A 20808-nucleotide genomic window follows, 5' to 3' on the forward strand; every position below is an offset into this window, starting at 1 on the left:
TGGCGTGTGGAGGTTGGCAGCGATGACATTACCCTCAATTTTTGTTGCGCATGGTTCACCGACACTGGCTGTAGAAAATAACGCATATACCAGCTTTCTTGCAAAGCTGGGCGCGAGCCTGCCCCGACCCAAAGGAATTGTCATTTTTTCCGCGCATTGGGATAGCCCCGATCAATGTATTGGCGCGGATGATCAGCATGCAGCGTTGCACGATTTCTATGGCTTTCCTGAAGAAATGTACTCAATCGATTACCCTGCACCAGGCGATCCAAAGCTGTATGAGGAGATAGAGCATCTGTTCAGTCAGCATAACTTGTTCCACCAGCCGGTACGGAACCGGGGACTGGATCATGGAGCATGGGTGGTTTTGCGGCATATATATCCTGATGCGGACATACCGGTCGTACCGTTATCTATTGATTCTCGGCGCGCTCCTCAAGAGCAATACGAGATTGGACGGATGCTGGCGCCGTTGCGAGAACAAGGGATTTTGATTATCGGTAGCGGCGGATTGGTCCACAACTTGCGGACACTCAAGCAGACGAGTGAGCCAGCCGATTGGGCCGTTCAATATGATGACTGGATTGCACAGCAGCTTCAAGACTGGAATTTACGTCACTTATTCCAATATGACAAGAAGGCTCCATACGCCAAACAGGCGGTACCTTCTTATGGAATAGAGCATTTTTCACCTTTGTTTTATGCGATGGGGGCTGCGGATCAGGAGCGCTCCGCACATAAGCTTTTTCAGTCGTATGTCCTTGGCTCGCTGAGTCTCAATTGTTGGGCTTTTGGTCAAGAAAGTGATACGTAAATGTAAAAAAGAACTTCCGAATCCACATGCTGTGTGGGAATGGAAGTTCTTTTGTGTATTTTGCGTCTTCGATTAATTAGAAGGCACGTTCTTTTTTAGCCAAGTGGATACCTGCGTAGTACGTTGATCTCCATTTTGATCCAACAGTGTCATAAATGCTTTCAGCTTTTGAATGTAGGTACTCTTCGAATCCATATTACGTTGAACGACCCATTGATACCCTTTTTTAGCATTCGGATGAATCTTCCCGGTGTCATAATCGAATAATGGCGTATTGTTCGTGCCATAGAAAGTATAGAAGAAGTACAGATCGTGCAATTTTCTTATAGCTTGTGTACGATTGGAATGTGGATATTGGTGTAAAAACAATTCCTGTGCCAGCACTCGTCCGGCTAACTGTTGATAGCCGATACGGAGCGCGGCATCTTTGGTAGCAGCCTGTCCGGATTCCATCGACATGATGTCAATATAGCTGCGGATATCTGCCGTGGTGTGCTTCCCGAATACTTTATATTTTTCATAGTTGATGATTGGGTAATACATGCCTTCTGCGGTTTCAAGTTTGTAGCCGGCATCTCTTGTTTGAGTTAGCAACTTTTTCAGGTTCGCATCGCTTGTACGGCTGATTACATTTGTGAACGAATCACCGGGTTTATAGATTTGATTTATTTTGGTTTGAACAGAGGTCGGGTATAGGGTCTGTGCATAGGAATCCAATTGCTGGTTCTGTGCATTTTCCAGATGAAGCACCATGAGGGTAGCTTGAGAAGCTGGAATGGATTGAATATGCTTTTGCAAATAAGTGAATGCCTGAGATAGCTTGCCGGGTTGGCCTAGTAGCTGCTCGAAGGTCTTGGAGATATGTTGTACACTTTCTGCCTGAGATGTCGTAGTAGACGTCGCCGCTTGGGCTGATGCCGTATATCCCGATCCCATAGTCTGCACTGTGAAAGTTACTGCTGCGAGCATGAGATAGGCTTTGGTGATTTTTTTCATGATATAACCCTCCATTACGTTCTTTGATGTAACTGTAGTGTATAGGGTAAATGTATCGTGAGCATTCCATGTTGTATCCAACTTGTAAACGTTTGGGGAGGATAATGAATCCGATAAAAGAGTCCGAGTTAGGAGGAGCTAAAATCCTCCTTGTGAGCATAACAGCGCAAAAAAATAACCATTATCCCGGAGGATAACGGTTATTTGGGGGATGTTTAAGCGATTTTTCGACTAGGGTCCGCTGGAAAGGTATCTTTATTTTTACCAAACAGTCCACGCAGGAAGGGCAGTACCCAACGGTCAAAGCCAATTCTTCCGGCATTTGCGCCAGCAACTACGAGGAAGATTTCAAACAGCAGGTAGATTGCATTGGTGCTTACTGTACCCGAGAACAGGAACGAGAAGTTCATAACCATGGCCATCAAAGCAGCCAGTGTAGTCAATGTACCGAGAAGCAGGCCAACCCCGACCAAGAACTCACCCAACGGGATCAGGACGTTGAACAAACCTACATTCGGCAGGGCAAAGGCTTCGAGGAACGATCCCCACCAGCCTTGTACAGCGGGATGGTCTCCACCTGTTTTAGCAATGGCCCCCGAGATAAATCCGCCTGCATCGAATCCACCTGTCAGCTTTTCAAGTCCGTGAGTCATCCATTCATAACCTAGATAAACCCGTACGACAGTCAGCAACCACATTGCGACTTTGTTCTCACGTAACCAGCTATTAAACATTCAAACCACTCCTCTTTCTTAATCTATAATGTTGGTTGTATTTCATTTTGTTGGGATGATCATCTTTGCTACACCTTTATTGTAGTAGGTTCAGTTACAGTTATTTGTGATAAAAATCACAAAGTCTGAATATTTTTAAAATTTTAATGTCTTCAGATAAGTATTCTATAGAGAGGTCATGCTTCAATCAAGACAAAAACAGGAAATAAAGCTTATAATGAGAAAAATAACGAAGTGGAGGGATGAACTTGTCCGGGCCCATTTCCCAACGAAATCATTGGTTGCGTGTAATGGCCTCAGCTCTGTTATGCATGACGCTGATGTCTTGTTCTGCTATGTCCAATACGGGAGATACTGAACCCGTTCCTCAACCGACCAAGCATAAAACAGAGAAGGAGGCGCTTGAACCGCCGAAGGAGCAGTCTACTCCGGCATTTACAGCTCCGCTTACCGGTCTTCCGGTGGAGCAGCCAGTTTTGGAGCGACCGCTCGCTGTCATGATTAACAATGCTCCAGCAGCACGTCCGCAGGCAGGACTTAGTCAGGCAGATATGGTATATGAAGTTCTTGCAGAAGGCGGAATTACCCGTCTGGTCGCTTTTTTCCAAAGTCATGGCGGAGATGTAAAGGTTGGTCCGGTCCGTAGCATTCGTCCGTATTTGATTGAGCTGGGCGAAACTTATGGTGCGTTGCCGATACACGCAGGGGGAAGCACAGATGCCTATGCGATTTTACAGCAGCAGCGGAAGGAACATTTAGATGAGATTTCAAATGGAGGGGCATACTTCTGGCGAAGCAAAGATCGTCGTCCTCCGCATAATCTATACACGGACGTGAATAGACTGCGCAAAGGAAGCGATAGTAAAGGGTATGCTACGCATACGGACGTTCCAGTATATACTTACCTTAAATCCGGCGAAACCCCAGTTATGGTGGACGAGACTGCAACATCTTTACAAATCCGGTTTTTGCTTAAAAGCTACCGGGTATCTTATACCTATGATCCAGCGGATCAACAATATAAGCGTTTTGTGAACGAAAAGTCACATGTGGATCAAAATAATAACCAACAGCTCTCAGCAGCCAATGTCATTGTGATGAGCACCAGGCATCGAACGTTGGATGATGTAGGCAGATTAAGTGTTGAACTGGACGGCAGCGGAGAGGCCATGGTGTTTCAACAAGGACAGTTAATACAGGCTGAGTGGCAACATACGCCAGGTGATGCGATTCGTTTTATGAAGAATGGGGTTGAAATTCCGTTAACGCCAGGTACATCCTATATACATGTGGTGCCTGCAGATACACCACTAAAGGAACATGTAACCATAGAAGTGAATTAGAAAACGAATTACACCTTTTTAGGAAAAAATTGTCGGATAATGAGCTTATATGTCGGGCACTGTATACGTATATCATGAAATTTGCTTTTACAAACATTACAAAAACATTGATGAGTGTGATAAGATAGCAAAGGTTGTCTATTGCAGTCGAAACAGGTTGCGGATATTTTCGTAAAGGGGTAATCGTTATGAGATTGAAGAAAAAGGATATATTCTTCGAGACGTTGGAAAATATGGCAGATACGATCGTGCAAGCAGCCGATTATTTTGCCCAACATACTTCAAATCTTCAAGATGTGACTTTGTTTACAAATGAAATGAAGAAGTATGAAAATAAGTGTGATGATTACACACACACGATTATTACTGAACTGAACAAGACCTTCATTACGCCGTTGGAACGCGACGACATCATGGAACTGACAACAACCATGGATGATGTGTTGGACGGTCTTGAAGCGACGGCTTCCCGTTTTTATATGTACAACATTACGGAGCCGGACGAGTATATTGTGCAGTTCGCTGATATTCTGCGTCAATCAGCTTACGAAATTCAGAAAGCTGTACATCTGCTTTCACAGAAAAAATTGCTGGCCATTCGTGAATACACTATTCGTCTGAATGATTTGGAAAATCAGGGGGATGAATTGTTGCGTATTTGCATCAAAAACCTGTTTGCAACTGTAACTGACCCTATTGAACTGATTAAACGCAAAGAATTGTACGAACGCCTTGAAACGACAACGGATTCATGCGAGGATGTTGCAAATATGCTGGAATCCATCATTATGCGTAACTCGTAAGGAGTCCTTTTACATGGATACAAGTTTACTGGTATTGGGTATTGTTATTTTTCTTGCTCTGGCATTTGATTTTATTAATGGGTTTCATGATACGGCGAACGCGATTGCAACTTCGGTATCGACCCGTGCATTGACCCCGCGACGTGCGATTATTATGGCTGCGGTCATGAACTTTCTCGGGGCAATATTGTTTACAGGGGTTGCGAAGACGATTGGTGGAAGTGTGGCTGATCCAACCAAGCTTACGAATGGAATTGATATCGTCATTGCGACGCTGATCGCTGCGATTATCTGGAACCTCTTAACCTGGTGGTTCGGTATTCCTTCATCCTCTTCTCATGCATTGATTGGTGCATTGGCTGGAGCGGTGTATGTAGGTGCAGGATCGGAAAAATTAAACTGGAGCGGCTTCATCGGGATTGTCGAAGGACTTATTTTCTCCCCGTTGATTGCTTTTGTTGTCGGTTACATCGTGATGATGATTTTAAAATACATCTTCGCTCATCGTAGTCCGCATACGGTGAACAAAGGGTTCCGTACAATGCAGGTCATTACAGCAGCGCTTCAGTCGTTCACGCATGGTACGAATGATGCTCAAAAGGCGATGGGGATTATTACATTCGCACTCGTTTCGTCGGGGTATCAGGACCATTTGGAAGTACCCATGTGGGTAAAAATTTCAGCCGCAACAGCCATGGCGCTAGGTACATCTATCGGGGGCTGGAAAATCATCAAGACGATGGGAACCAAGATTTTTAAAATCGAGCCAATTAACGGATTTGCAGCCGACATTTCGGGAGCCTCTGTTATTTTCACAGCTACATTGCTTCATTTGCCCGTAAGTACCACTCATGCCATTACTTCGGCTATTTTGGGTGTGGGTTCTGCGAAGCGTTTTTCCGCTGTGCGTTGGTCGCTGGCCGGTCGAATTATTATTACTTGGGTGATAACGATACCGATTGCTGCGCTGTTATCTGGATTGATTTTCAAAATTCTTTTCTAGTTCGTTATTATTTCTTGAAAAATAGGTACACACTATAGAACACACAATAAGCTTCCGTCCGCTTTTTGCGGCAGGGGCTTATTGGCATTCTGGGGCAAAACGGCTTCTTCAAAGTTTACACCTCCAGATAGTTCCATGAAACGTTTTTCAAAAATACCTGACATCAAAGTAGTCAATTTTTAATAACTCCTGTAAAATAAACAGAAAACTTTGAACCGTTCAACTGACTGGAGGAAATTATGCAAAAATCTAGAAAACTAATAGCACTTATCATTTGTTTGTTTTTTGTGGTTGCCCTGGCCGGTAATTTCGGTGTAGTGGCACATGCAGAAAATAAAACAAAGTATGATATCGGCACGGATACAACGTTCGCGCCTTTTGAGTTTGAAGATGTAGATGGTAAATTCGTCGGAATTGATATGGATTTGCTGGCAGCTATTGCCAAGGATCAGAATTTTGAATATACCATTAAGCCTCTTGGCTTTAACGCGGCAGTGCAGGCCCTTGAAACGAATCAAGTGGATGGTGTCATTGCCGGGATGAGTATTACCGATGAACGCAAGCGGAAATTTGATTTTTCTGAGCCTTATTTTGATTCAGGCGTCGTCATGGCGGTCCGTAAGGATAATGATACGGTTAAACGCTATGAGGACTTGAAAGGGCAGCGTGTCGCTGTCAAAACAGGAACGGAAGGTTATACATTCGCAGAGTCCATTAAGGCCAAATACGGCTTTACTACAGTACCGTTCGACGATTCTTCTCAAATGTATGATGAAGTTAAAACAGGTAATTCGGTTGCCTGCTTTGATGACTATCCGGTACTGGCATACGGTGTAAACCAGAATAACGGCCTTAAGCTGGTAACAGATAAGGAAAAAGGTGCTTCTTACGGGTTTGCTGTTAACCAAGGCAAAAACAAGGAGTTGCTGGAGAAATTTAATGCAGGGCTTGTTAATCTGCGTAATAGCGGGGAATACGATAAGATTTTGGCTAAATACCTTGGCGAATCGGGCAAAGGTGTGGCGCCTGTAGAGACCAGCCGCTGGGGGCTGATTTCCGCTTCGCTGCCTTCGCTGATTAAAGGCATGGGAAATACGTTGTTGTACACACTTGTATCTTTACTCGTAGCCTTTATCCTAGGTTTGGTGTTTGGCTTTATGAAAGTAAGCCATAACAAGGTGTTCCGTGGTATTGCAACTGTTTTCGTCGATATATTCCGCGGTATTCCGCTGATCGTGCTTGCTTTCTTTATTTACTTTGGTATTCCACAGGCACTGGACTTCAAAATGCCACTTTTTGTTGCGGCTGTATTGACGCTATCCCTGAATGCGGGTGCGTATGTAACTGAGATTATCCGTGGTGGTATTCAGTCCATTGATCCGGGACAAATGGAAGCAGCCCGTTCGCTTGGTCTACCCTATCGGACGGCTATGCTTAAAATCATTTTGCCACAAGCTGTGAAAATCATGATCCCGTCGTTTATCAATCAGTTGGTTATTACGTTGAAGGATACGTCCATTTTGTCTGTTATCGGTCTGGTCGAATTGACCCAATCGGGTAAGATCATTATTGCGCGGACATTCCAATCCTTTGATATTTGGCTGGTAGTAGCGGTGATGTATCTTATCGTCATTACAGTCCTGACCAAAATTTCCAACCGTCTTGAAGGGAGAGTTCGCCGTGGGTAAAATTATCGTTAAAAACCTGAAAAAAAGCTATGGTAGTAATCAAGTGCTAAAAGGCATCGACATGCAAGTACGTGAAGGCGAAGTTGTGTGTGTCATTGGCCCGTCTGGTTCGGGGAAAAGTACGTTTTTGCGTTGTATGAACATGCTTGAAGAAATTACCGCAGGTGAGGTCATTGTCGATGACTACAACTTGAGTGACAAAAACGTGGACATTAACAAAGTCCGTGAAAATATAGGTATGGTATTTCAACATTTTAATCTGTTTCCGCATATGACCGTACTTAAGAACATTATGTTCGCGCCGACTGAACTGGGGAAACAGTCCAAGGCAGAGGCCCGGGAAACGGCCATGAAGCTGCTGGATCGTGTGGGGTTGGCCGATAAGGCAGATGCACTGCCAGGGCAGCTTTCCGGCGGTCAGAAGCAGCGTGTGGCGATTGCACGTGCGCTGGCCATGAACCCGGACATTATGCTGTTCGACGAACCGACCTCGGCGCTCGATCCTGAAATGGTGGGCGAAGTGCTTGGCGTAATGAATGATCTGGCGCGTGAAGGCATGACGATGATGATCGTAACGCATGAGATGGGTTTTGCACGCGAAGTAAGCGACCGTGTTGTGTTTATGGACGGTGGTTACATCGTAGAAGAAGGAACGCCACAAGAGGTATTTGGTAATCCGAAAAACGAGCGGACCATTAGTTTCTTAGAAAAAGTATTGTAAGAGGATTAAAAGTGAGGCAGGGTTTGTGGATGTAGGCGGGGATCTCGTTGTAAGACGCTCCGCGTTCCATTTGATCTTTCGATCGCTGTTGCCCCTGAATTTTTTTGGATTGTATAACACATGAAAAGGTTAAAATACAGGGGCAAAGGCGAACGCTCCGCTTCTCCAGATTCAAATGGACCGCTACGCTACGGCTCGCTGATTGCCCTTTTCGTGCCATGAGCCTGCCTCACTTTTGAATGAGTGGGTGCAGGGGAAGAGGGCGCGACGCAGCTCGGTGCTTGCTGCGCCGAGGGGGATATAGCGAGGTAAGCATCCGACCGCTTTGTGGCTTATGATGTTTATTTTCATAAGTGAGAATTTTGCAAAATTCTGAAGTGGAAGGCTTGCTTTGAAGATAAGAACTGCTCTGCACGAGGATAAAGGATATCTTGGGATGGCTTGTTGACCCGGAGATATCCTTTTCTTATTTAGTGTATGGAAATGTAGGGCGTGAGATTTGTATAATGCTGATTGGCTTATATAAAATATAAATAACATATCAGACGGAAGTGTAAGCGAGGGGGACGTACGGTGATACGTACATTGGCTATAGGCCATGATCATCAGGTAACAGTGGGAAAACCATTGGATCAGATCGTCATGGAGGATTACATATGGATGTGGGTAGATTTTAGCGAGCCTACAGATCGCGAGACGGAGCTGCTGACAAGTTATTTTCATTTTCACCCATTGGCTGTGGAGGATTGTATGCATGTTCTGCAACGTCCCAAATTGGATTATTACGAGGATGTGCAGTTTCTGGTCGTGCATGCGCTCGATGTAGATACGTTAGCTGCGGAAGAAGTGGATATGTTTATCAGCGCTCGTTTTTTGGTAACATATCACCATCATGAGTTAGAGGAGCTGGATCAAGCCTGGGAGCGGATTGTCCAGCATGCGAATGAACGCAAAATATGGTCGCGAGGACCGCTGGCTGCAGCCTACACGGTGATGGACAAACTGGTAGATAACTATTTTCCGAGCCTTTTTATGATTGAGGATGAATTGGCTGAGCTGGAGGGCTTGGGCGGTCGCGAATCCGTAGAGGAATTAATGAAGCAGGTGTTTGACCTGCGTGGCAGGCTGCTCAAGCTGCGCCGTACCATCGTACCTATGCGTGATCTGATGTACCGAGTTTTGAATTCGCAGCATGTGCAGGGCCAAGGAGATCATATGGCTTATTTTACCGATATATATGATCATTTATTGAAGCTGACAGACATGCTGGAGGCCGACCGCGAGATGACAGCCGACCTGAGAGACAGTTATATATCGCTCAATTCCAATCGCATGAATTCAATTATGAAGACGCTAACCGTAATTACGACCGTTTTTATGCCCTTGACGCTGATTGCAGGAATCTATGGTATGAATTTTTCGAATATGCCCGAGTTGGGCTGGAAATATGGATATTTTGGCGTACTGTTTTTCATGTTTTTGTTGAGTGTTGCCATGGTAGTCTGGTTTATGCGCCGAGGCTGGTTCAAATAGTATAGTCTACTTTCTTGTGCGTTTGCGCGGACGTCTGCGCGGGGTAGTGGTACTTTTGCGCTGTGTCTTTTTCCGGCGTCGGCGTGGTGGTGTATATTCATCCAGTTCCTCAGTAATTTGTGTTGTAGATTTTTTGCTTGCGTTTTTGTTGAATGCTGGGAGCGAGCCCATAATCAGTTTTGCCATCGGAGCAAATTGCTGCACGCTAGACATGATCTTTTGTACCTTGCCGACCGTAGCAACAATCCCGTCAATACCACCCATACGGTCAATAATACCTTTAATATCGTTGAGATTACCAAGATTGCCAAGGCCGCCAAGCAGTCCTCCTTTGGCAGGGGCGGGGTCTGGTGTAACCACGGCAGAGTCTGTTATACTCGCTGGCGCCTCGTAAGGAACCAGTGCGGAGGAATCGACTTGCGGAACCTCGCTGTATGGATCGAGTCCAGGATAAGGAGTTGAACTATACGGATCGGAAATGGCACGCGTTTGCGCCCTCCGATGATAGTAATGTCCAGGCATGAGATCACATTCCTTTGCAGGTTGATACTCTACTGTATGTTACAAACGCACAGTGGGTTTAGGCGCGTGTCCCGAAATCAGGTATAAAAGCGGATTTGGGCATTCGTACGGTACGTTTCTATGATCATAATGTTGTTCTGTAATGCGTGAAACCGTTAATGCTTGAAAAACTGACTATTCCTCAGGTACAATGAGGAGAGATCGTAACCTTGGGAGATGATAATCCATGCAGCTTAAAAAGCTTAATGATAAAAGTATTGATCAATTGTTCGAAGCTATTTTAACTCTTAAAAATTTGGAAGAATGCTATGTGTTTTTTGATGATCTGTGCACGATTAACGAAATTCAATCCCTCTCCCAACGTCTGGAGGTTGCCCGTATGCTAGGCAAAGGCAGCACATATAATCAGATTGAAGCAGAGACAGGGGCCAGTACAGCTACCATTTCACGTGTTAAACGTTGTCTGAACTATGGTAATGACGGGTATAAAATGACTCTGGAACGTCTGGGACGCTAATGCGGAGTCCTGGGATACTGGTCATCAGCCATGGCTCTAGGGAGCCATATTGGGTGGAACAGGTGGATCAGGCAGTTGCAAGGCTTCAATTGCCGGAAGAAATACCGGTAGAGGTTTCATTTTTGGAAACGGTTAAAGAAAGATTGATTCAAGATGGTATTGACCGTTTGGAAGCCTTGGGTGTAACAGATATATTGGTTATTCCTTTGTTTGTGTCATCAGGCAGTACGCATGTAGATGAGATTAGCTATGCGCTGGGTGTCAAAGATGCGCCGGACAAAGAAACAGATTTGATGCCGTTTCGAATGAAGGCGCGAGTGCACTTTGGCAGCCCGCTGGATGACGGAGAAGATGTTGCCCGCATGGTGTGGGACAAGGTTCGCCCGCTATCAGCCGACCCTGCGAGAGAGGTTATTTTACTCGTAGGTCACGGCAGTGTGCACAACGGCTTTTTTCAGCGCTGGGAGCAGGGGATTTCTTCGTTGGCCCGTACGGTGCAAAGCGTGAGCGGTATTATCACGGACCACGCTTTGCTAAATCCCGAGAGTGTGTACGACAAGGCAGCGTATTGGAATCAGGAGCGGGGTCATGATGTTATTGTGGCACCGCTATTTTTAAGTTCGGGATATTTTACAAGTCATGTGATTCCTAAACGCTTGCAGGGGCTCGAATACCGTTATTCAGGAGATCCTTTATTGCCGCATCCTTTGCTCACAAGCTGGATGGACAGGCAAATTCATGAATTATTGCAAAGCATGCAGAAGCAAGCGAGGTCAAGTCATAGATAGTCTGGTTCGGCTATAGCGTCATTTTAGCCTTAAATTTCCTTATTTGGGCAAAGTCTGGCTTCTTTTATTGTAAAAGAGGTCTTTTTCCAGTATGATGATATTTTGTACAGACTGAATATGATGAACTGCGATGTGAATATAAATATCATTAAATATACGGGTGGCGTAACGGAATGAAAAGAGCTAGATTAATCTATAATCCGACCTCTGGGCGTGAGGAAATGAAGCGTCGTCTTGCGGATGTTTTGCAGCGCCTGGATGAAGGTGGTATTGAAGCCTCTTGCCATGCAACTACGGGTGAAGGGGACGCAACACGTGCCGCAATAGAGGCCATTGAGCGCGGGTATGATATGATTATCGCCGCTGGTGGCGACGGTACATTGTATGAGGTCATTAACGGGATGGCTGAAAGAGAAAACCGCCCGCCCCTAGGTGTGTTTCCTCTGGGGACGACGAATGATTTCGCCAGAGCACTGGGCATCCCCAAGCACTGGGAGGATTATTGCGACCTCGTTATTCGTCAAAATCCGAAGCCACTGGATATCGGAAAAGCGAACGACCGCTACTTTATCAACATTGCAGGCGGGGGAACTTTAACCGAGCTTACGTATGAAGTTCCAAGCAAGCTAAAGACGATGATTGGCCAGTTGGCGTACTATTTTAAAGGTATGGAGAAAATGGTCAGCCTTGCTCCACAGGAGCTGATCATCAAGGCATCGGGTCAGGAAGTGATCCACGACGAATTTATGCTTTTCCTGATTGCGAATACGAATTCGGTGGGCGGGTTTGAAAAGCTTGCTCCTGGGGCGACAATAGATGATGGACTGCTTGACGTCATCGCTGTGCGGAAATGCAATCTGGCGGAAATGATCCGATTGGTAACACTCGCGCTGCGTGGTGAGCATTTGCAGGACAAGAAGATTGTTTATTTCAAAACAGATTACATGGAAGTGACTTCACCTGGCTACGTCCAGCTTAATTTGGATGGCGAACTGGGAGGCACCTTGCCAGCGACATTCCGGAATTTACCTCATCATTTGAATGTTTTCCGGTGAGGAATGATGAGGAAATATTTCTGCTTCCGGACGGCAACGCAATATAGTATATGGAATGCAGAGTAGGTAGTTGTTTTTTTGTGTGAGCATATTGGTTCTTGCCGTTCTCCGTGGGGAGTAACGGCATTTTCGAGTTGATGTTTGTATGTTTAGATGACCATTCAAATTAGACGTACGAAAGAAAATACCGCATAAAAAGAAGATCAGAAAGAAGTGACATTCATGACGAATAACCGTAGCGGACGTGGAAAAAGCCGCCGGAATGCAGCAACAGCAACTCCTGTTCAAGGAAAGCAGTACAAAAAGACTATGAAGGCGACAAGAGAGAGCGAACCGGAACAGTCTCAAGTCAGAGCTGAAAATGGGCTACTTCAAGCCGAAATCAAACATAAAAATGGAAATGTGAATGAAAATATGAATGATTCGGATCGGAAGAAGAGAAAGAACGGACGAGATACTCGTCGTTCTTCCAACGGTGGACGAAGTCAGGAAGCTTCCAATCGTAACCGGTCTAGTGTAGAGCGTAGCGATCTGCCTGTACAAAAGAACGATGAGGCCGTGATAGACATCATCGGCATGAACCACGATGGCGAGGGTGTAGGACGTGTCGAGGGTTTTACGCTGTTCGTTCCAGGTGCGTTACCGGGTGAAAAGGTGCGAGTAAAGGTGCTGAAAACGAAAAAGCAGTATGGCTATGCCAAGCTGTTGGATATCACGCAGGCTAGCCCTGACCGGATTGCAGCTCCGTGCGCTATCTACGATCAATGCGGTGGCTGTCAGATCCAGCACATGAGCTACGCAGCGCAGCTCAGCTGGAAACGCCAGCATGTCGTGGATGTGCTGGAGCGTATCGGGAAGCTGAGCGTGGCTACAGAGCCCAGTGAGCATACTGCACAGGTTTTGGCTACTTCTGCAGATACAGATGGTGAGGCCGATACAGTCACGACTTCTGATTCGGCCATGAATGCGGATGGAAATGCCGACAGCATATCGCGTGTACATGGCGTAGTCGTGCATCCTACACTCGGTATGAGTGAGCCTTGGCGATATCGCAACAAAGCCCAGGTGCCGATTGGTGTCACAGAGGGCGGGCTTGTCGGTGGCTTCTACGCACGTGGCAGCCATCGGATTGTGGATATGAACACCTGTCTCATTCAGGACGAGCGTAATGACGAAGTTGTCGCACGTGTGAAAGAGATTGGCCGAATGCTGGGCATCAGTGCATATAATGAAGAAACCGGACGTGGGCTACTGCGCCATGTCGTTGTAAAGACCGCTTTTCGCACGGGTGAAATGATGCTGGTGCTCGTCACGAATGGACGAGATATTCCGCATGCAGATGCGTGGATCGGCAGTATCCGTGAGCATATTCCACACGTGGCAAGCATATGCCAGAACGTGAATACAAAGCGAACGAACGTTATTTTTGGCGACGAGACTCGTGTACTGTGGGGTCGTGACGTGATCTACGACTACATTGGAAACGTACAGTTTGCGATTTCCCCAAGATCCTTTTATCAGGTGAATCCCGTACAAACGGAAGTGCTGTATGGCAAAACCGTCGAATATGCCGGGCTCACAGGCAAAGAAACGGTGATTGATGCGTATTGCGGCATCGGTACGATTTCTCTGTTCCTCGCTCAGCATGCGGACCAGGTGTATGGGGTGGAGATCGTCAAAGAAGCCATCGACGATGCACGAAGTAATGCGCTGTTGAACGAAATGCGTAATGTGAAATTTGAGGTAGGCGCGTCCGAGGACGTCATTCCTGCGTGGAAAGAGCAAGGCATCACCGCCGACGTTATCGTCGTCGATCCGCCCCGTAAGGGCTGTGATCCACGCCTGCTCGACACCATTCTGGAGATGAAGCCAGAACGTGTGGTGTATGTATCCTGTAACCCAAGCACACTGGCACGGGATTTAAGGATACTGGAGGATGGTGGGTACAGTACAGTGGAAGTGCAGCCTGTGGATATGTTCCCGCATACGGTTCATGTGGAGAGTGTTGCGCTGTTGGTCAGAAAAGGCTAATAGTTGAGGTGTATTGGCGTTTGAAAAAGGTGAAAATCAAAACAAACTTACTGATAAAAACATCAATAAGATTATCGAAACGTACCTAAATCGTGTAGATGTTGATAAATATGCTCGTGTGGCATCAGCTGAAAATGTTGGGTATTCATGTGTAGAAATTGACGAAGTGGGCCAAGGATATTATTCCTCGGCTCTTTTTTTAAGCTATTCGCATGGGAACGACGTAGGCTGGGGGAAGTTATGCCGTGCAGTATTTCTATGAACTGCGGTGCAGTACGTTATAGAAGATGGCAAGGAGGGGCTGCGCTCTTCCTTTTTTTTGCGAGTCTTTTGGGGAGTATGCTCCTCTATTGAGTATGATATACTCATTTAGATGTCTATGCTTAACATATACTGCCGTTTGAACTACGTTGCTTAAACATGTTATATGTGAAGAAGAAGCAAGGACATGAACAGGTTAGCTTTACCATTTTGGGACCAAAGATTTGTCCTGGTATTTATAGAGGAGTTTTTGATATGACGAATAATTTTTGGCGTGATTTGCCACGACCTTTTTTTATACTGGCACCGATGGAAGATGTGACGGATGTTGTGTTTCGCCATGTCGTAAGTGAAGCAGCCAGACCGGATGTGTTTTTTACGGAGTTTGCGAATACAGAGAGTTATTGTCACCCGGAGGGGAACAAAAGTGTACGCGGGCGTTTGACTTTTACAGAGGATGAACAGCCCATGGTGGCCCATATCTGGGGAGATAAGCCGGAATATTTTCGTGAAATGAGCATCGGTATGGCGAAAGAAGGCTTCAAAGGCATCGATATTAATATGGGTTGTCCTGTAGCGAATGTAGCCGAGAATGGGAAGGGAAGCGGCCTGATCTGCCGTCCCGAAATCGCAGCGGATATCATTCAGGCCGCCAAAGCCGGGGGACTGCCCGTCAGTGTAAAAACAAGGCTCGGTTTCACTACCGTAGACGAATGGCGCGACTGGTTGACCCATATTTTGAAACAAGACATTGTGAATTTGTCCATTCATCTGCGGACAAGAGAGGAAATGAGTAAAGTAGACGCTCACTGGGAACTAATTCCGGAGATTAAGAAACTTCGTGATGAGGTGGCACCAGATACACTGCTGACCATTAACGGAGATATTCCGGACCGTCAGACCGGCTTGAAGCTCGCTGAGCAATATGGTGTGGATGGCATTATGATTGGGCGTGGTATTTTCCAGAATCCATTTGCGTTTGAGAAGGAGCCGAAGGAACACAGCAGTGAGGAATTGCTTGAACTGCTACGGCTTCATCTAGATCTCCATGATCATTATTCAGCGCAGGAGCCACGTTCGTTCAGCCCTCTCGCCCGCTTCTTCAAAATATATGTCCGTGGATTCCGAGGGGCAAGTGAACTCAGAAACAGCTTAATGAACGCCAAATCAACAAGTGAAGTGCGTACATTGCTTGATGAGTTTGGAAGCAAGGATCATGATGAGGTAGAGGAACGTGGAAATTAAATTGCCAAGTTGGGAGACGGGCTGTTAGTAGGCATTGAAAACATAGGAGGATATATGTCCTGGAGTAAATTGAAGCAACAACTGGAGAGCTTCCGCTGTCCTGCGTTAGACGGAAGAGTCGAATACCGAGCGACCAGTTACCGTTATTTGCCTGATAAGTCTGGAATCTGTTATATAACTGTAGATAAGAAGAACATACTCAATATGAATGATATCACTAGTTCGATCAAATGGTATCAGACGGAGTTGGAAATCAAGAATGATCCAGATATCCAAGTTCCTATCAGCAATGAAGACATTGAAACGGTCAGAAAAGATACTAATGGTAACGTTCCCGAGGAGCGTCTACAAGTAATTGCAAGAGGTAGAAAAATATCAGAACATGCAAAGGAGCTTTTCTCAGCACAGGCCTCATTAAGCAAGTCTAATTTTAATGTTGTAGCTAATAAATTTTTAACTACTTCTATAGAGGAAAGCTTAGAGAGTAATGATATCTTATTGAATATTTTAGCTTTAGTGGACAGACGAGTTGGAAAAAAACGAATATTAAACATGACCGAGAAGATGAAGTTAAAGCATCCCATTGTGCAGTATTTTTATGAACTACGGCGTAGTACGTTATGAAAATAAATAACTTTCATTGATGGGGGCACGTCGTGTCAGGATTAAGTGCTGTTCATTGTTGCTGCATTGCACAATGGCAAATAATTTGGATGTCTGGGAAAACAGCAAAGAGGGGCGGTGTGCCCCTCTTATTTTCGTAATGCTGAGCATTTTCATTTATTTACAGAAAGTGTAGCACTTCATTTTCATAATTTATCATCATAAAAAAACTTTTCTCTCATTCAATGATCTTGCTATATTCGATAAAAGCTGAATTGTATTCCTTATCTCATCTTCCGTAGTGTCTGGGTGAATTGCACAGATTCGGAGAACCGTTTTTCCATTAAGTTGTGTTGTAAGCACAGAGGCGTATCCGTTTGTCGTCATTTCTTGGGAGATCCTTCTATTCAGTGAATCTAATTCTTGCTCAGATAATCCAGTTGGCGCATATCGAAAGTTAACAATCGCTAACTTAGCGGGGGATACAATTTCCCAATGATTATGTTTTTTGATTTCATCTTCAGCCCATTCTGCGAGTTGAACTCCATGCTCTATGGCTTCACCGACAGCATTAGTTCCTAAAGCTTGTAGTGTCACCCATAGTTTCAAACTTCGAGCAGGCCGCGTTAATTCAGGACCCAGATCCCAATAATTAATATGTTCTTCATTAGTCTCGGCATCTTTCAAATATTCTGGATGTGTGCTGAAGCAGTTTCTGAGCTGTTGATTTTCTTTGGCTAAAACTACGCTACAGGAATAGGTCTGCATTAACCATTTATGTGCATCCCAGGTAATGCTATCTGAACGCGATATTCCGCTCAAAAGGGGCTTATATTTCGAAGAGGCCAAAATCGATGCACCGTAAGCTCCATCCACGTGTAACCAAATGTTATGTTTTTCACATAGGTCAGCAATATCGTTTAGCGGGTCAATGCTTCCTGTATTGGTTGTGCCTGCCGTGGCAATGATCGCAAAAGGTTTCATGCCAGTCGCCTGATCATCCATTATTTTTTTCTCTAAGGCTGAAACATCCATACGAAAATTTTTATCACTTGGAACCTTTCTGATTTGATCACTACGGAATCCGAGGATGCGTAGCCCTTTGGCGACCGATGAATGAGTTTGATCTGAAACATAAGCAGTTCCAATGGCATATTCCTGCTCGGATAACCTTGCATTGCGTGCAGCCGCTAAAGCGGTCAAATTCGACAGCGATCCGCCCGACAGAAATAAGCCTCCAGCAGTATTGGGATATCCTGCTTGGTCACACATCCACCGTATCACTTCCCCCTCTAAAAGGCTTGCGCTCGAACTCAGCATCCAGCTTCCGGCATGGGTATTATAGGCGCTAGTCATGATATCTCCTAACCACGAGTAAAGAGACATTGGACCAGGAACCAATGCGAAAAAGCGAGGGTGTTGCATGAAGGTTTGGTGAGGATAGACGTTTTTCCTCATTTCATCGACGACCTCTTGTATCGGTCTTCCTTTTTTCGGAAAACCAATTCCCCTTAAATGAGCTATTGTATCCCCATCTGCAGTGTTGATTACTTTTTGAGATCGAATGTTATTGTTTTCTGCTATAAATGAATGTATGAACTGCTCAATAATCTCACCTAATTGTTGATTTAGTTCTTGATTCATCATAAGCATCTCCTTTGTTTAACTTCAACCAAAGTATAATATAACATCTGTTGTCATATTGTGAGATTCACCGATTTCATCATTACGTTTATTTTTAGGCTCCACATGCAGACTATATTTATATGGCTCAGGTTTAATCCATATTCATGATGTTGAGTTCGTTTTATCAAGTTTATTTCTGCTGTTATGCTAAACCCATCCCGTAAACTCCAGTATAGACGCTTTCGCAGATTGCGCTTCAGATTGTGCCCCTTTACGCCATTCTTTTGGCGGCTTTCCCATAAGCCTGGAGAAGCAACGGTTGAAGCTGGAAATGGAGTGAAAACCGACTTGTTCGGAGATCGAAAGAATAGAATCCTCCGTGCTTTTTAACTGCTTGCAGGCCTCTTCGATCCGGGTGCTGTTTAGGAAATCGAGAGGCGACGTCCCCATAATTTCATGGAATTTTCTTCGGAAATGAGTTGTACTTAAATGGCACAGGTCGGCCAAAAAATCCATCGTAATGGGGTTCATATAGTTTTTCGTAATGTACTCCAGCACCGGAGAAATGACAAAATCGTTTTTCAGGCTATGCTCTGTTTCTTGATCTGCCAACAGTTCATTCCTGGAATGAATTCTAAGGAGTTCTATGTATAGGGATAGCAATAAGCCGTAGGCACTTTCCTGATAGTAAGGATTCTGCTGTTTTAATTCCTCTACGATCGAAGTCGCAAGTGTATAAACCTTGGGATACTGCTCCTTATTCAATATACAGTTTTTTCCCTTCACCACCCACAAATTTGGCTCGAAGTTGCTGTAAGCACTTTTAAATGAATGTTGAAAGAGGTCCTCTGGCGAAAAAAAGATATAAGACCAAAGACTGGCTGTATTTGGCGAACTGTACGTGGTATGAGGAAGATACCTGGGGATAAAGGTCACATCGCCGGCTTTGAAGGAGACAGATTCTCCTTTGATCTCCATGATGCCGCTATCCGAATAGCATATACCAATCTCCACATGGTTATGGAAATGGAGATGTTCACTTTTAATATCTGAAATCTTCCAACGCTCACCGCTTAATAGCAAGACAGGGAAATTTATGGGCAAGCTGTAGTGTCGATATTCTATAATGGGCTTCTTTTTTCTAGGCATATTCAATACCCCCACAACTTGGATTTGAGTTGATTGTAGGTCAACGTTACGTCAAGTTTAGCCAGCAGAAATACATCAGGATTTTTCAAAATTCGATTCCAATCGCTCCAAGGTGCAATATATAGACGAACTAGACCATTTCGACCTATATATTGTTTATTGGAAGTCGCTTATTGAATTTTTGCAAAATTCTCACATAAATGATTGGAATTGCGCAGTTTTGTTGCGAATATGCTTAGATGGAGACTATTTTACTGCGTACAATGGAATAAGTAAAGCGTTTCCAAAACAGTGACGAACAGCTCTCAAGCGCCTTTGGGGGCGTGTGCAAAAGAGAGGAGAACATAGATGCTTCAATTAACTTATGACAAGGAAGAGATATTAAAAGTCATCGATAAAGTTGTCAGAAAAACAATGGCGATGGATTTAACGTGGGATTGGCCCTGCGGTGTGGCTTATTATGGTGTATCCAGAGCCTATACCCAAACAGGGAATAAAGAGTATTTGAATATGCTTGTCCAGTGGGCAGATGAATACATTGAGCTGGGTCTGCCGCACTGGACGGTTAACACATGTGCCATGGGTCATATGCTGATCACATTGTATGAAGAAACAGGGGACCCAAAATATTGGGATATTGTGATGAGCAAGGTGGATTACATCCAAAACAATGCCCTCAGGTTTGGAGACCATGTTCTGCAGCATACGGTATCCGTTGCTAATGATTTTCCAGAACAGGCATGGGCAGATACGTTGTTTATGGCGGCATTTTTTCTGCTTCGTGTAGGAACCAAATTAAAGGATGAGGAAATGATCCAAGATGCCTTAAATCAATATTACTGGCATATCAAATACCTACAAGACCCTAGTAGCGGTCTCTGGTACCATGGCTACAACAATGTCAAACAGGATCACATGTCCGGATTTTTCTGGGGGAGAGCGAATGCTTGGGGAGCATATACCATGTCACAAGTCAAAATTCATTTGAAAGACTGGTATTTGTATCCACAGTGCATGGACGTGGAGTGTTCGCTTCGGGATCAACTGGCGGCACTGAAGGGTGTTCAAACGGAGAACGGCCTGTGGCGGACGGTACTGGATGACGAGGAGTCCTACGAAGAAGTGTCTGCATCTTGCGGTATCGCGGCGGCCATGATCAATAACGGCAATCCGCTGCATACCAAATACGTGCAAAAGGCATTGGAGGGCATCTTGAACCATATTAGCGAGGACGGACGGGTACTAGGTGTATCGGGCGGCACAGCGGTCATGAAAGATCGGGATGGGTATCGGAATATTCCAAAAGACTGGATTCAGGGCTGGGGTCAAGGCCTGGCTTTGGCTTTTCTGTCTGATATGTTGAATTAGGAGGGAAC

Annotated in this window: 21 protein-coding genes; 15 read left to right on the top strand and 6 right to left on the bottom strand. The window is 45.1% G+C overall.

From position 1 onward, the window contains the following. Nucleotides 1–22: 22 nt before the first annotated feature. Nucleotides 23–814: a dioxygenase family protein gene (locus MKY75_RS04135; RefSeq protein ID WP_029517127.1), complete on the top strand. Its 792-nt coding sequence runs from the start codon at nucleotides 23–25 to the stop codon at nucleotides 812–814. Between the two features lie 72 nt (nucleotides 815–886). Here MKY75_RS04135 and MKY75_RS04140 read toward each other — a convergent pair whose 3' ends face one another. Both MKY75_RS04140 and MKY75_RS04145 read right to left on the bottom strand, forming a co-directional pair. Further along, on the bottom strand, nucleotides 887–1810 hold the full coding sequence (locus tag MKY75_RS04140) for a hypothetical protein (RefSeq protein WP_340884417.1): 924 nt from the start codon (nucleotides 1808–1810) through the stop codon (nucleotides 887–889). A gap of 215 nt (nucleotides 1811–2025) precedes the next feature. Then, entirely contained in the window at nucleotides 2026–2544 is a 519-nt protein-coding gene (locus MKY75_RS04145) for a DoxX family membrane protein (RefSeq protein WP_029517125.1), read from the bottom strand. A 248-nt stretch (nucleotides 2545–2792) separates the two neighbouring features. Between MKY75_RS04145 and MKY75_RS04150 the strand changes: the two genes are divergently transcribed. The 3 genes from MKY75_RS04150 to MKY75_RS04160 all read left to right on the top strand — a co-directional run bounded on the left by MKY75_RS04150 (nucleotide 2793) and on the right by MKY75_RS04160 (nucleotide 5693). Then, nucleotides 2793–3887 (top strand): DUF3048 domain-containing protein, encoded by a 1095-nt coding sequence (locus MKY75_RS04150; RefSeq protein WP_165149957.1) that lies wholly within the window; start codon nucleotides 2793–2795, stop codon nucleotides 3885–3887. A 188-nt stretch (nucleotides 3888–4075) separates the two neighbouring features. Next, nucleotides 4076–4690, top strand: a complete 615-nt coding sequence (locus tag MKY75_RS04155; RefSeq protein WP_007428879.1) for a DUF47 domain-containing protein — start codon at nucleotides 4076–4078, stop codon at nucleotides 4688–4690. Nucleotides 4691–4703: 13 nt separating this feature from the next. Further along, the gene (locus MKY75_RS04160) at nucleotides 4704–5693 is read left to right on the top strand and encodes an inorganic phosphate transporter (protein WP_029517123.1); all 990 of its coding nucleotides are present in this window, start codon (nucleotides 4704–4706) and stop codon (nucleotides 5691–5693) included. 32 nt (nucleotides 5694–5725) lie between these two features. Here the strand turns inward: MKY75_RS04160 and MKY75_RS04165 are convergent, their stop codons facing one another. Further along, nucleotides 5726–5869 (bottom strand): hypothetical protein, encoded by a 144-nt coding sequence (locus MKY75_RS04165; RefSeq protein ID WP_155271710.1) that lies wholly within the window; start codon nucleotides 5867–5869, stop codon nucleotides 5726–5728. Between the two features lie 63 nt (nucleotides 5870–5932). Between MKY75_RS04165 and MKY75_RS04170 the strand changes: the two genes are divergently transcribed. The 3 genes from MKY75_RS04170 to corA all read left to right on the top strand — a co-directional run bounded on the left by MKY75_RS04170 (nucleotide 5933) and on the right by corA (nucleotide 9635). Then, nucleotides 5933–7381 carry an amino acid ABC transporter substrate-binding protein/permease gene (locus tag MKY75_RS04170; RefSeq protein WP_029517122.1) on the top strand — a complete coding sequence of 483 codons (1449 nt, stop codon included), beginning with the start codon at nucleotides 5933–5935 and terminating at the stop codon, nucleotides 7379–7381. Then, complete coding sequence (locus MKY75_RS04175) at nucleotides 7374–8102, top strand: amino acid ABC transporter ATP-binding protein (protein WP_029517121.1); 729 nt, start codon at nucleotides 7374–7376, stop codon at nucleotides 8100–8102. Before MKY75_RS04170 ends, MKY75_RS04175 begins: the two co-directional genes overlap by 8 nt. Nucleotides 8103–8675: 573 nt before the next feature. Then, on the top strand, nucleotides 8676–9635 hold the full coding sequence (gene corA / locus MKY75_RS04180) for a magnesium/cobalt transporter CorA (RefSeq protein WP_029517120.1): 960 nt from the start codon (nucleotides 8676–8678) through the stop codon (nucleotides 9633–9635). A gap of 6 nt (nucleotides 9636–9641) precedes the next feature. On the opposite strand, the gene MKY75_RS04185 is transcribed toward corA, so the two are convergent. Continuing rightward, on the bottom strand, nucleotides 9642–10157 hold the full coding sequence (locus tag MKY75_RS04185) for a tyrosine protein kinase (protein WP_307354002.1): 516 nt from the start codon (nucleotides 10155–10157) through the stop codon (nucleotides 9642–9644). A gap of 226 nt (nucleotides 10158–10383) precedes the next feature. Between MKY75_RS04185 and MKY75_RS04190 the strand changes: the two genes are divergently transcribed. The 7 genes from MKY75_RS04190 (at nucleotide 10384) to MKY75_RS04220 (ending at nucleotide 16678) form a co-directional block, all read left to right on the top strand. Next, nucleotides 10384–10674, top strand: a complete 291-nt coding sequence (locus MKY75_RS04190; RefSeq protein WP_007428885.1) for a YerC/YecD family TrpR-related protein — start codon at nucleotides 10384–10386, stop codon at nucleotides 10672–10674. After that, complete coding sequence (locus MKY75_RS04195) at nucleotides 10674–11462, top strand: sirohydrochlorin chelatase (RefSeq protein ID WP_340884419.1); 789 nt, start codon at nucleotides 10674–10676, stop codon at nucleotides 11460–11462. The genes MKY75_RS04190 and MKY75_RS04195 overlap by 1 nt, the downstream gene beginning before the upstream one ends. Nucleotides 11463–11635: 173 nt before the next feature. Then, the gene (locus tag MKY75_RS04200) at nucleotides 11636–12517 is read left to right on the top strand and encodes a diacylglycerol kinase (protein WP_013308843.1); all 882 of its coding nucleotides are present in this window, start codon (nucleotides 11636–11638) and stop codon (nucleotides 12515–12517) included. Nucleotides 12518–12739: 222 nt separating this feature from the next. After that, a complete protein-coding gene (gene rlmD / locus MKY75_RS04205) occupies nucleotides 12740–14548 on the top strand; it encodes a 23S rRNA (uracil(1939)-C(5))-methyltransferase RlmD (RefSeq protein ID WP_340884422.1) in 1809 nt (602 codons plus the stop codon). A 13-nt stretch (nucleotides 14549–14561) separates the two neighbouring features. After that, nucleotides 14562–14810 carry an N-6 DNA methylase gene (locus MKY75_RS25555; RefSeq protein ID WP_445671522.1) on the top strand — a complete coding sequence of 83 codons (249 nt, stop codon included), beginning with the start codon at nucleotides 14562–14564 and terminating at the stop codon, nucleotides 14808–14810. Between the two features lie 254 nt (nucleotides 14811–15064). Then, nucleotides 15065–16054 carry a tRNA dihydrouridine synthase gene (locus MKY75_RS04215; protein WP_013308869.1) on the top strand — a complete coding sequence of 330 codons (990 nt, stop codon included), beginning with the start codon at nucleotides 15065–15067 and terminating at the stop codon, nucleotides 16052–16054. A 54-nt stretch (nucleotides 16055–16108) separates the two neighbouring features. Then, entirely contained in the window at nucleotides 16109–16678 is a 570-nt protein-coding gene (locus MKY75_RS04220; RefSeq protein WP_340884425.1) for an SF0329 family protein, read from the top strand. Nucleotides 16679–16876: 198 nt separating this feature from the next. Here MKY75_RS04220 and MKY75_RS04225 read toward each other — a convergent pair whose 3' ends face one another. After that, nucleotides 16877–18301 (bottom strand): pyridoxal phosphate-dependent decarboxylase family protein, encoded by a 1425-nt coding sequence (locus MKY75_RS04225; protein ID WP_238796277.1) that lies wholly within the window; start codon nucleotides 18299–18301, stop codon nucleotides 16877–16879. 189 nt (nucleotides 18302–18490) lie between these two features. Next, on the bottom strand, nucleotides 18491–19432 hold the full coding sequence (locus MKY75_RS04230) for an AraC family transcriptional regulator (RefSeq protein WP_340884427.1): 942 nt from the start codon (nucleotides 19430–19432) through the stop codon (nucleotides 18491–18493). Between the two features lie 348 nt (nucleotides 19433–19780). On the opposite strand from MKY75_RS04230, the gene MKY75_RS04235 reads away from it, so the two are divergent. Then, the gene (locus MKY75_RS04235) at nucleotides 19781–20800 is read left to right on the top strand and encodes a glycoside hydrolase family 88/105 protein (RefSeq protein WP_340884429.1); all 1020 of its coding nucleotides are present in this window, start codon (nucleotides 19781–19783) and stop codon (nucleotides 20798–20800) included. Nucleotides 20801–20808 lie beyond the last annotated feature (8 nt).

This window comes from Paenibacillus sp. FSL L8-0663, assembly GCF_038008125.1.
GTDB classification, from domain to species: Bacteria; Bacillota; Bacilli; order Paenibacillales; family Paenibacillaceae; genus Paenibacillus; species Paenibacillus polymyxa_D.

Excerpts from the sequence above, each read along its gene's own strand:
- MKY75_RS04220 (WP_340884425.1), top strand. The coding sequence starts at position 16,109 with ATGTCCTGGAGTAAATTGAAGCAACAACTGGAGAGCTTCCGCTGTCCT.
- MKY75_RS04140 (WP_340884417.1), bottom strand. The coding sequence starts at position 1,810 with ATGAAAAAAATCACCAAAGCCTATCTCATGCTCGCAGCAGTAACTTTC.
- MKY75_RS04225 (WP_238796277.1), bottom strand. The coding sequence starts at position 18,301 with ATGAATCAAGAACTAAATCAACAATTAGGTGAGATTATTGAGCAGTTC.
- MKY75_RS04155 (WP_007428879.1), top strand. The coding sequence starts at position 4,076 with ATGAGATTGAAGAAAAAGGATATATTCTTCGAGACGTTGGAAAATATG.
- MKY75_RS04195 (WP_340884419.1), top strand. The coding sequence starts at position 10,674 with ATGCGGAGTCCTGGGATACTGGTCATCAGCCATGGCTCTAGGGAGCCA.
- MKY75_RS04160 (WP_029517123.1), top strand. The coding sequence starts at position 4,704 with ATGGATACAAGTTTACTGGTATTGGGTATTGTTATTTTTCTTGCTCTG.
- MKY75_RS04135 (WP_029517127.1), top strand. The coding sequence starts at position 23 with ATGACATTACCCTCAATTTTTGTTGCGCATGGTTCACCGACACTGGCT.
- MKY75_RS04145 (WP_029517125.1), bottom strand. The coding sequence starts at position 2,544 with ATGTTTAATAGCTGGTTACGTGAGAACAAAGTCGCAATGTGGTTGCTG.
- rlmD (WP_340884422.1), top strand. The coding sequence starts at position 12,740 with ATGACGAATAACCGTAGCGGACGTGGAAAAAGCCGCCGGAATGCAGCA.
- MKY75_RS04215 (WP_013308869.1), top strand. The coding sequence starts at position 15,065 with ATGACGAATAATTTTTGGCGTGATTTGCCACGACCTTTTTTTATACTG.
- MKY75_RS04235 (WP_340884429.1), top strand. The coding sequence starts at position 19,781 with ATGCTTCAATTAACTTATGACAAGGAAGAGATATTAAAAGTCATCGAT.
- MKY75_RS04185 (WP_307354002.1), bottom strand. The coding sequence starts at position 10,157 with ATGCCTGGACATTACTATCATCGGAGGGCGCAAACGCGTGCCATTTCC.
- MKY75_RS04230 (WP_340884427.1), bottom strand. The coding sequence starts at position 19,432 with ATGCCTAGAAAAAAGAAGCCCATTATAGAATATCGACACTACAGCTTG.
- MKY75_RS04170 (WP_029517122.1), top strand. The coding sequence starts at position 5,933 with ATGCAAAAATCTAGAAAACTAATAGCACTTATCATTTGTTTGTTTTTT.
- MKY75_RS04200 (WP_013308843.1), top strand. The coding sequence starts at position 11,636 with ATGAAAAGAGCTAGATTAATCTATAATCCGACCTCTGGGCGTGAGGAA.
- MKY75_RS04190 (WP_007428885.1), top strand. The coding sequence starts at position 10,384 with ATGCAGCTTAAAAAGCTTAATGATAAAAGTATTGATCAATTGTTCGAA.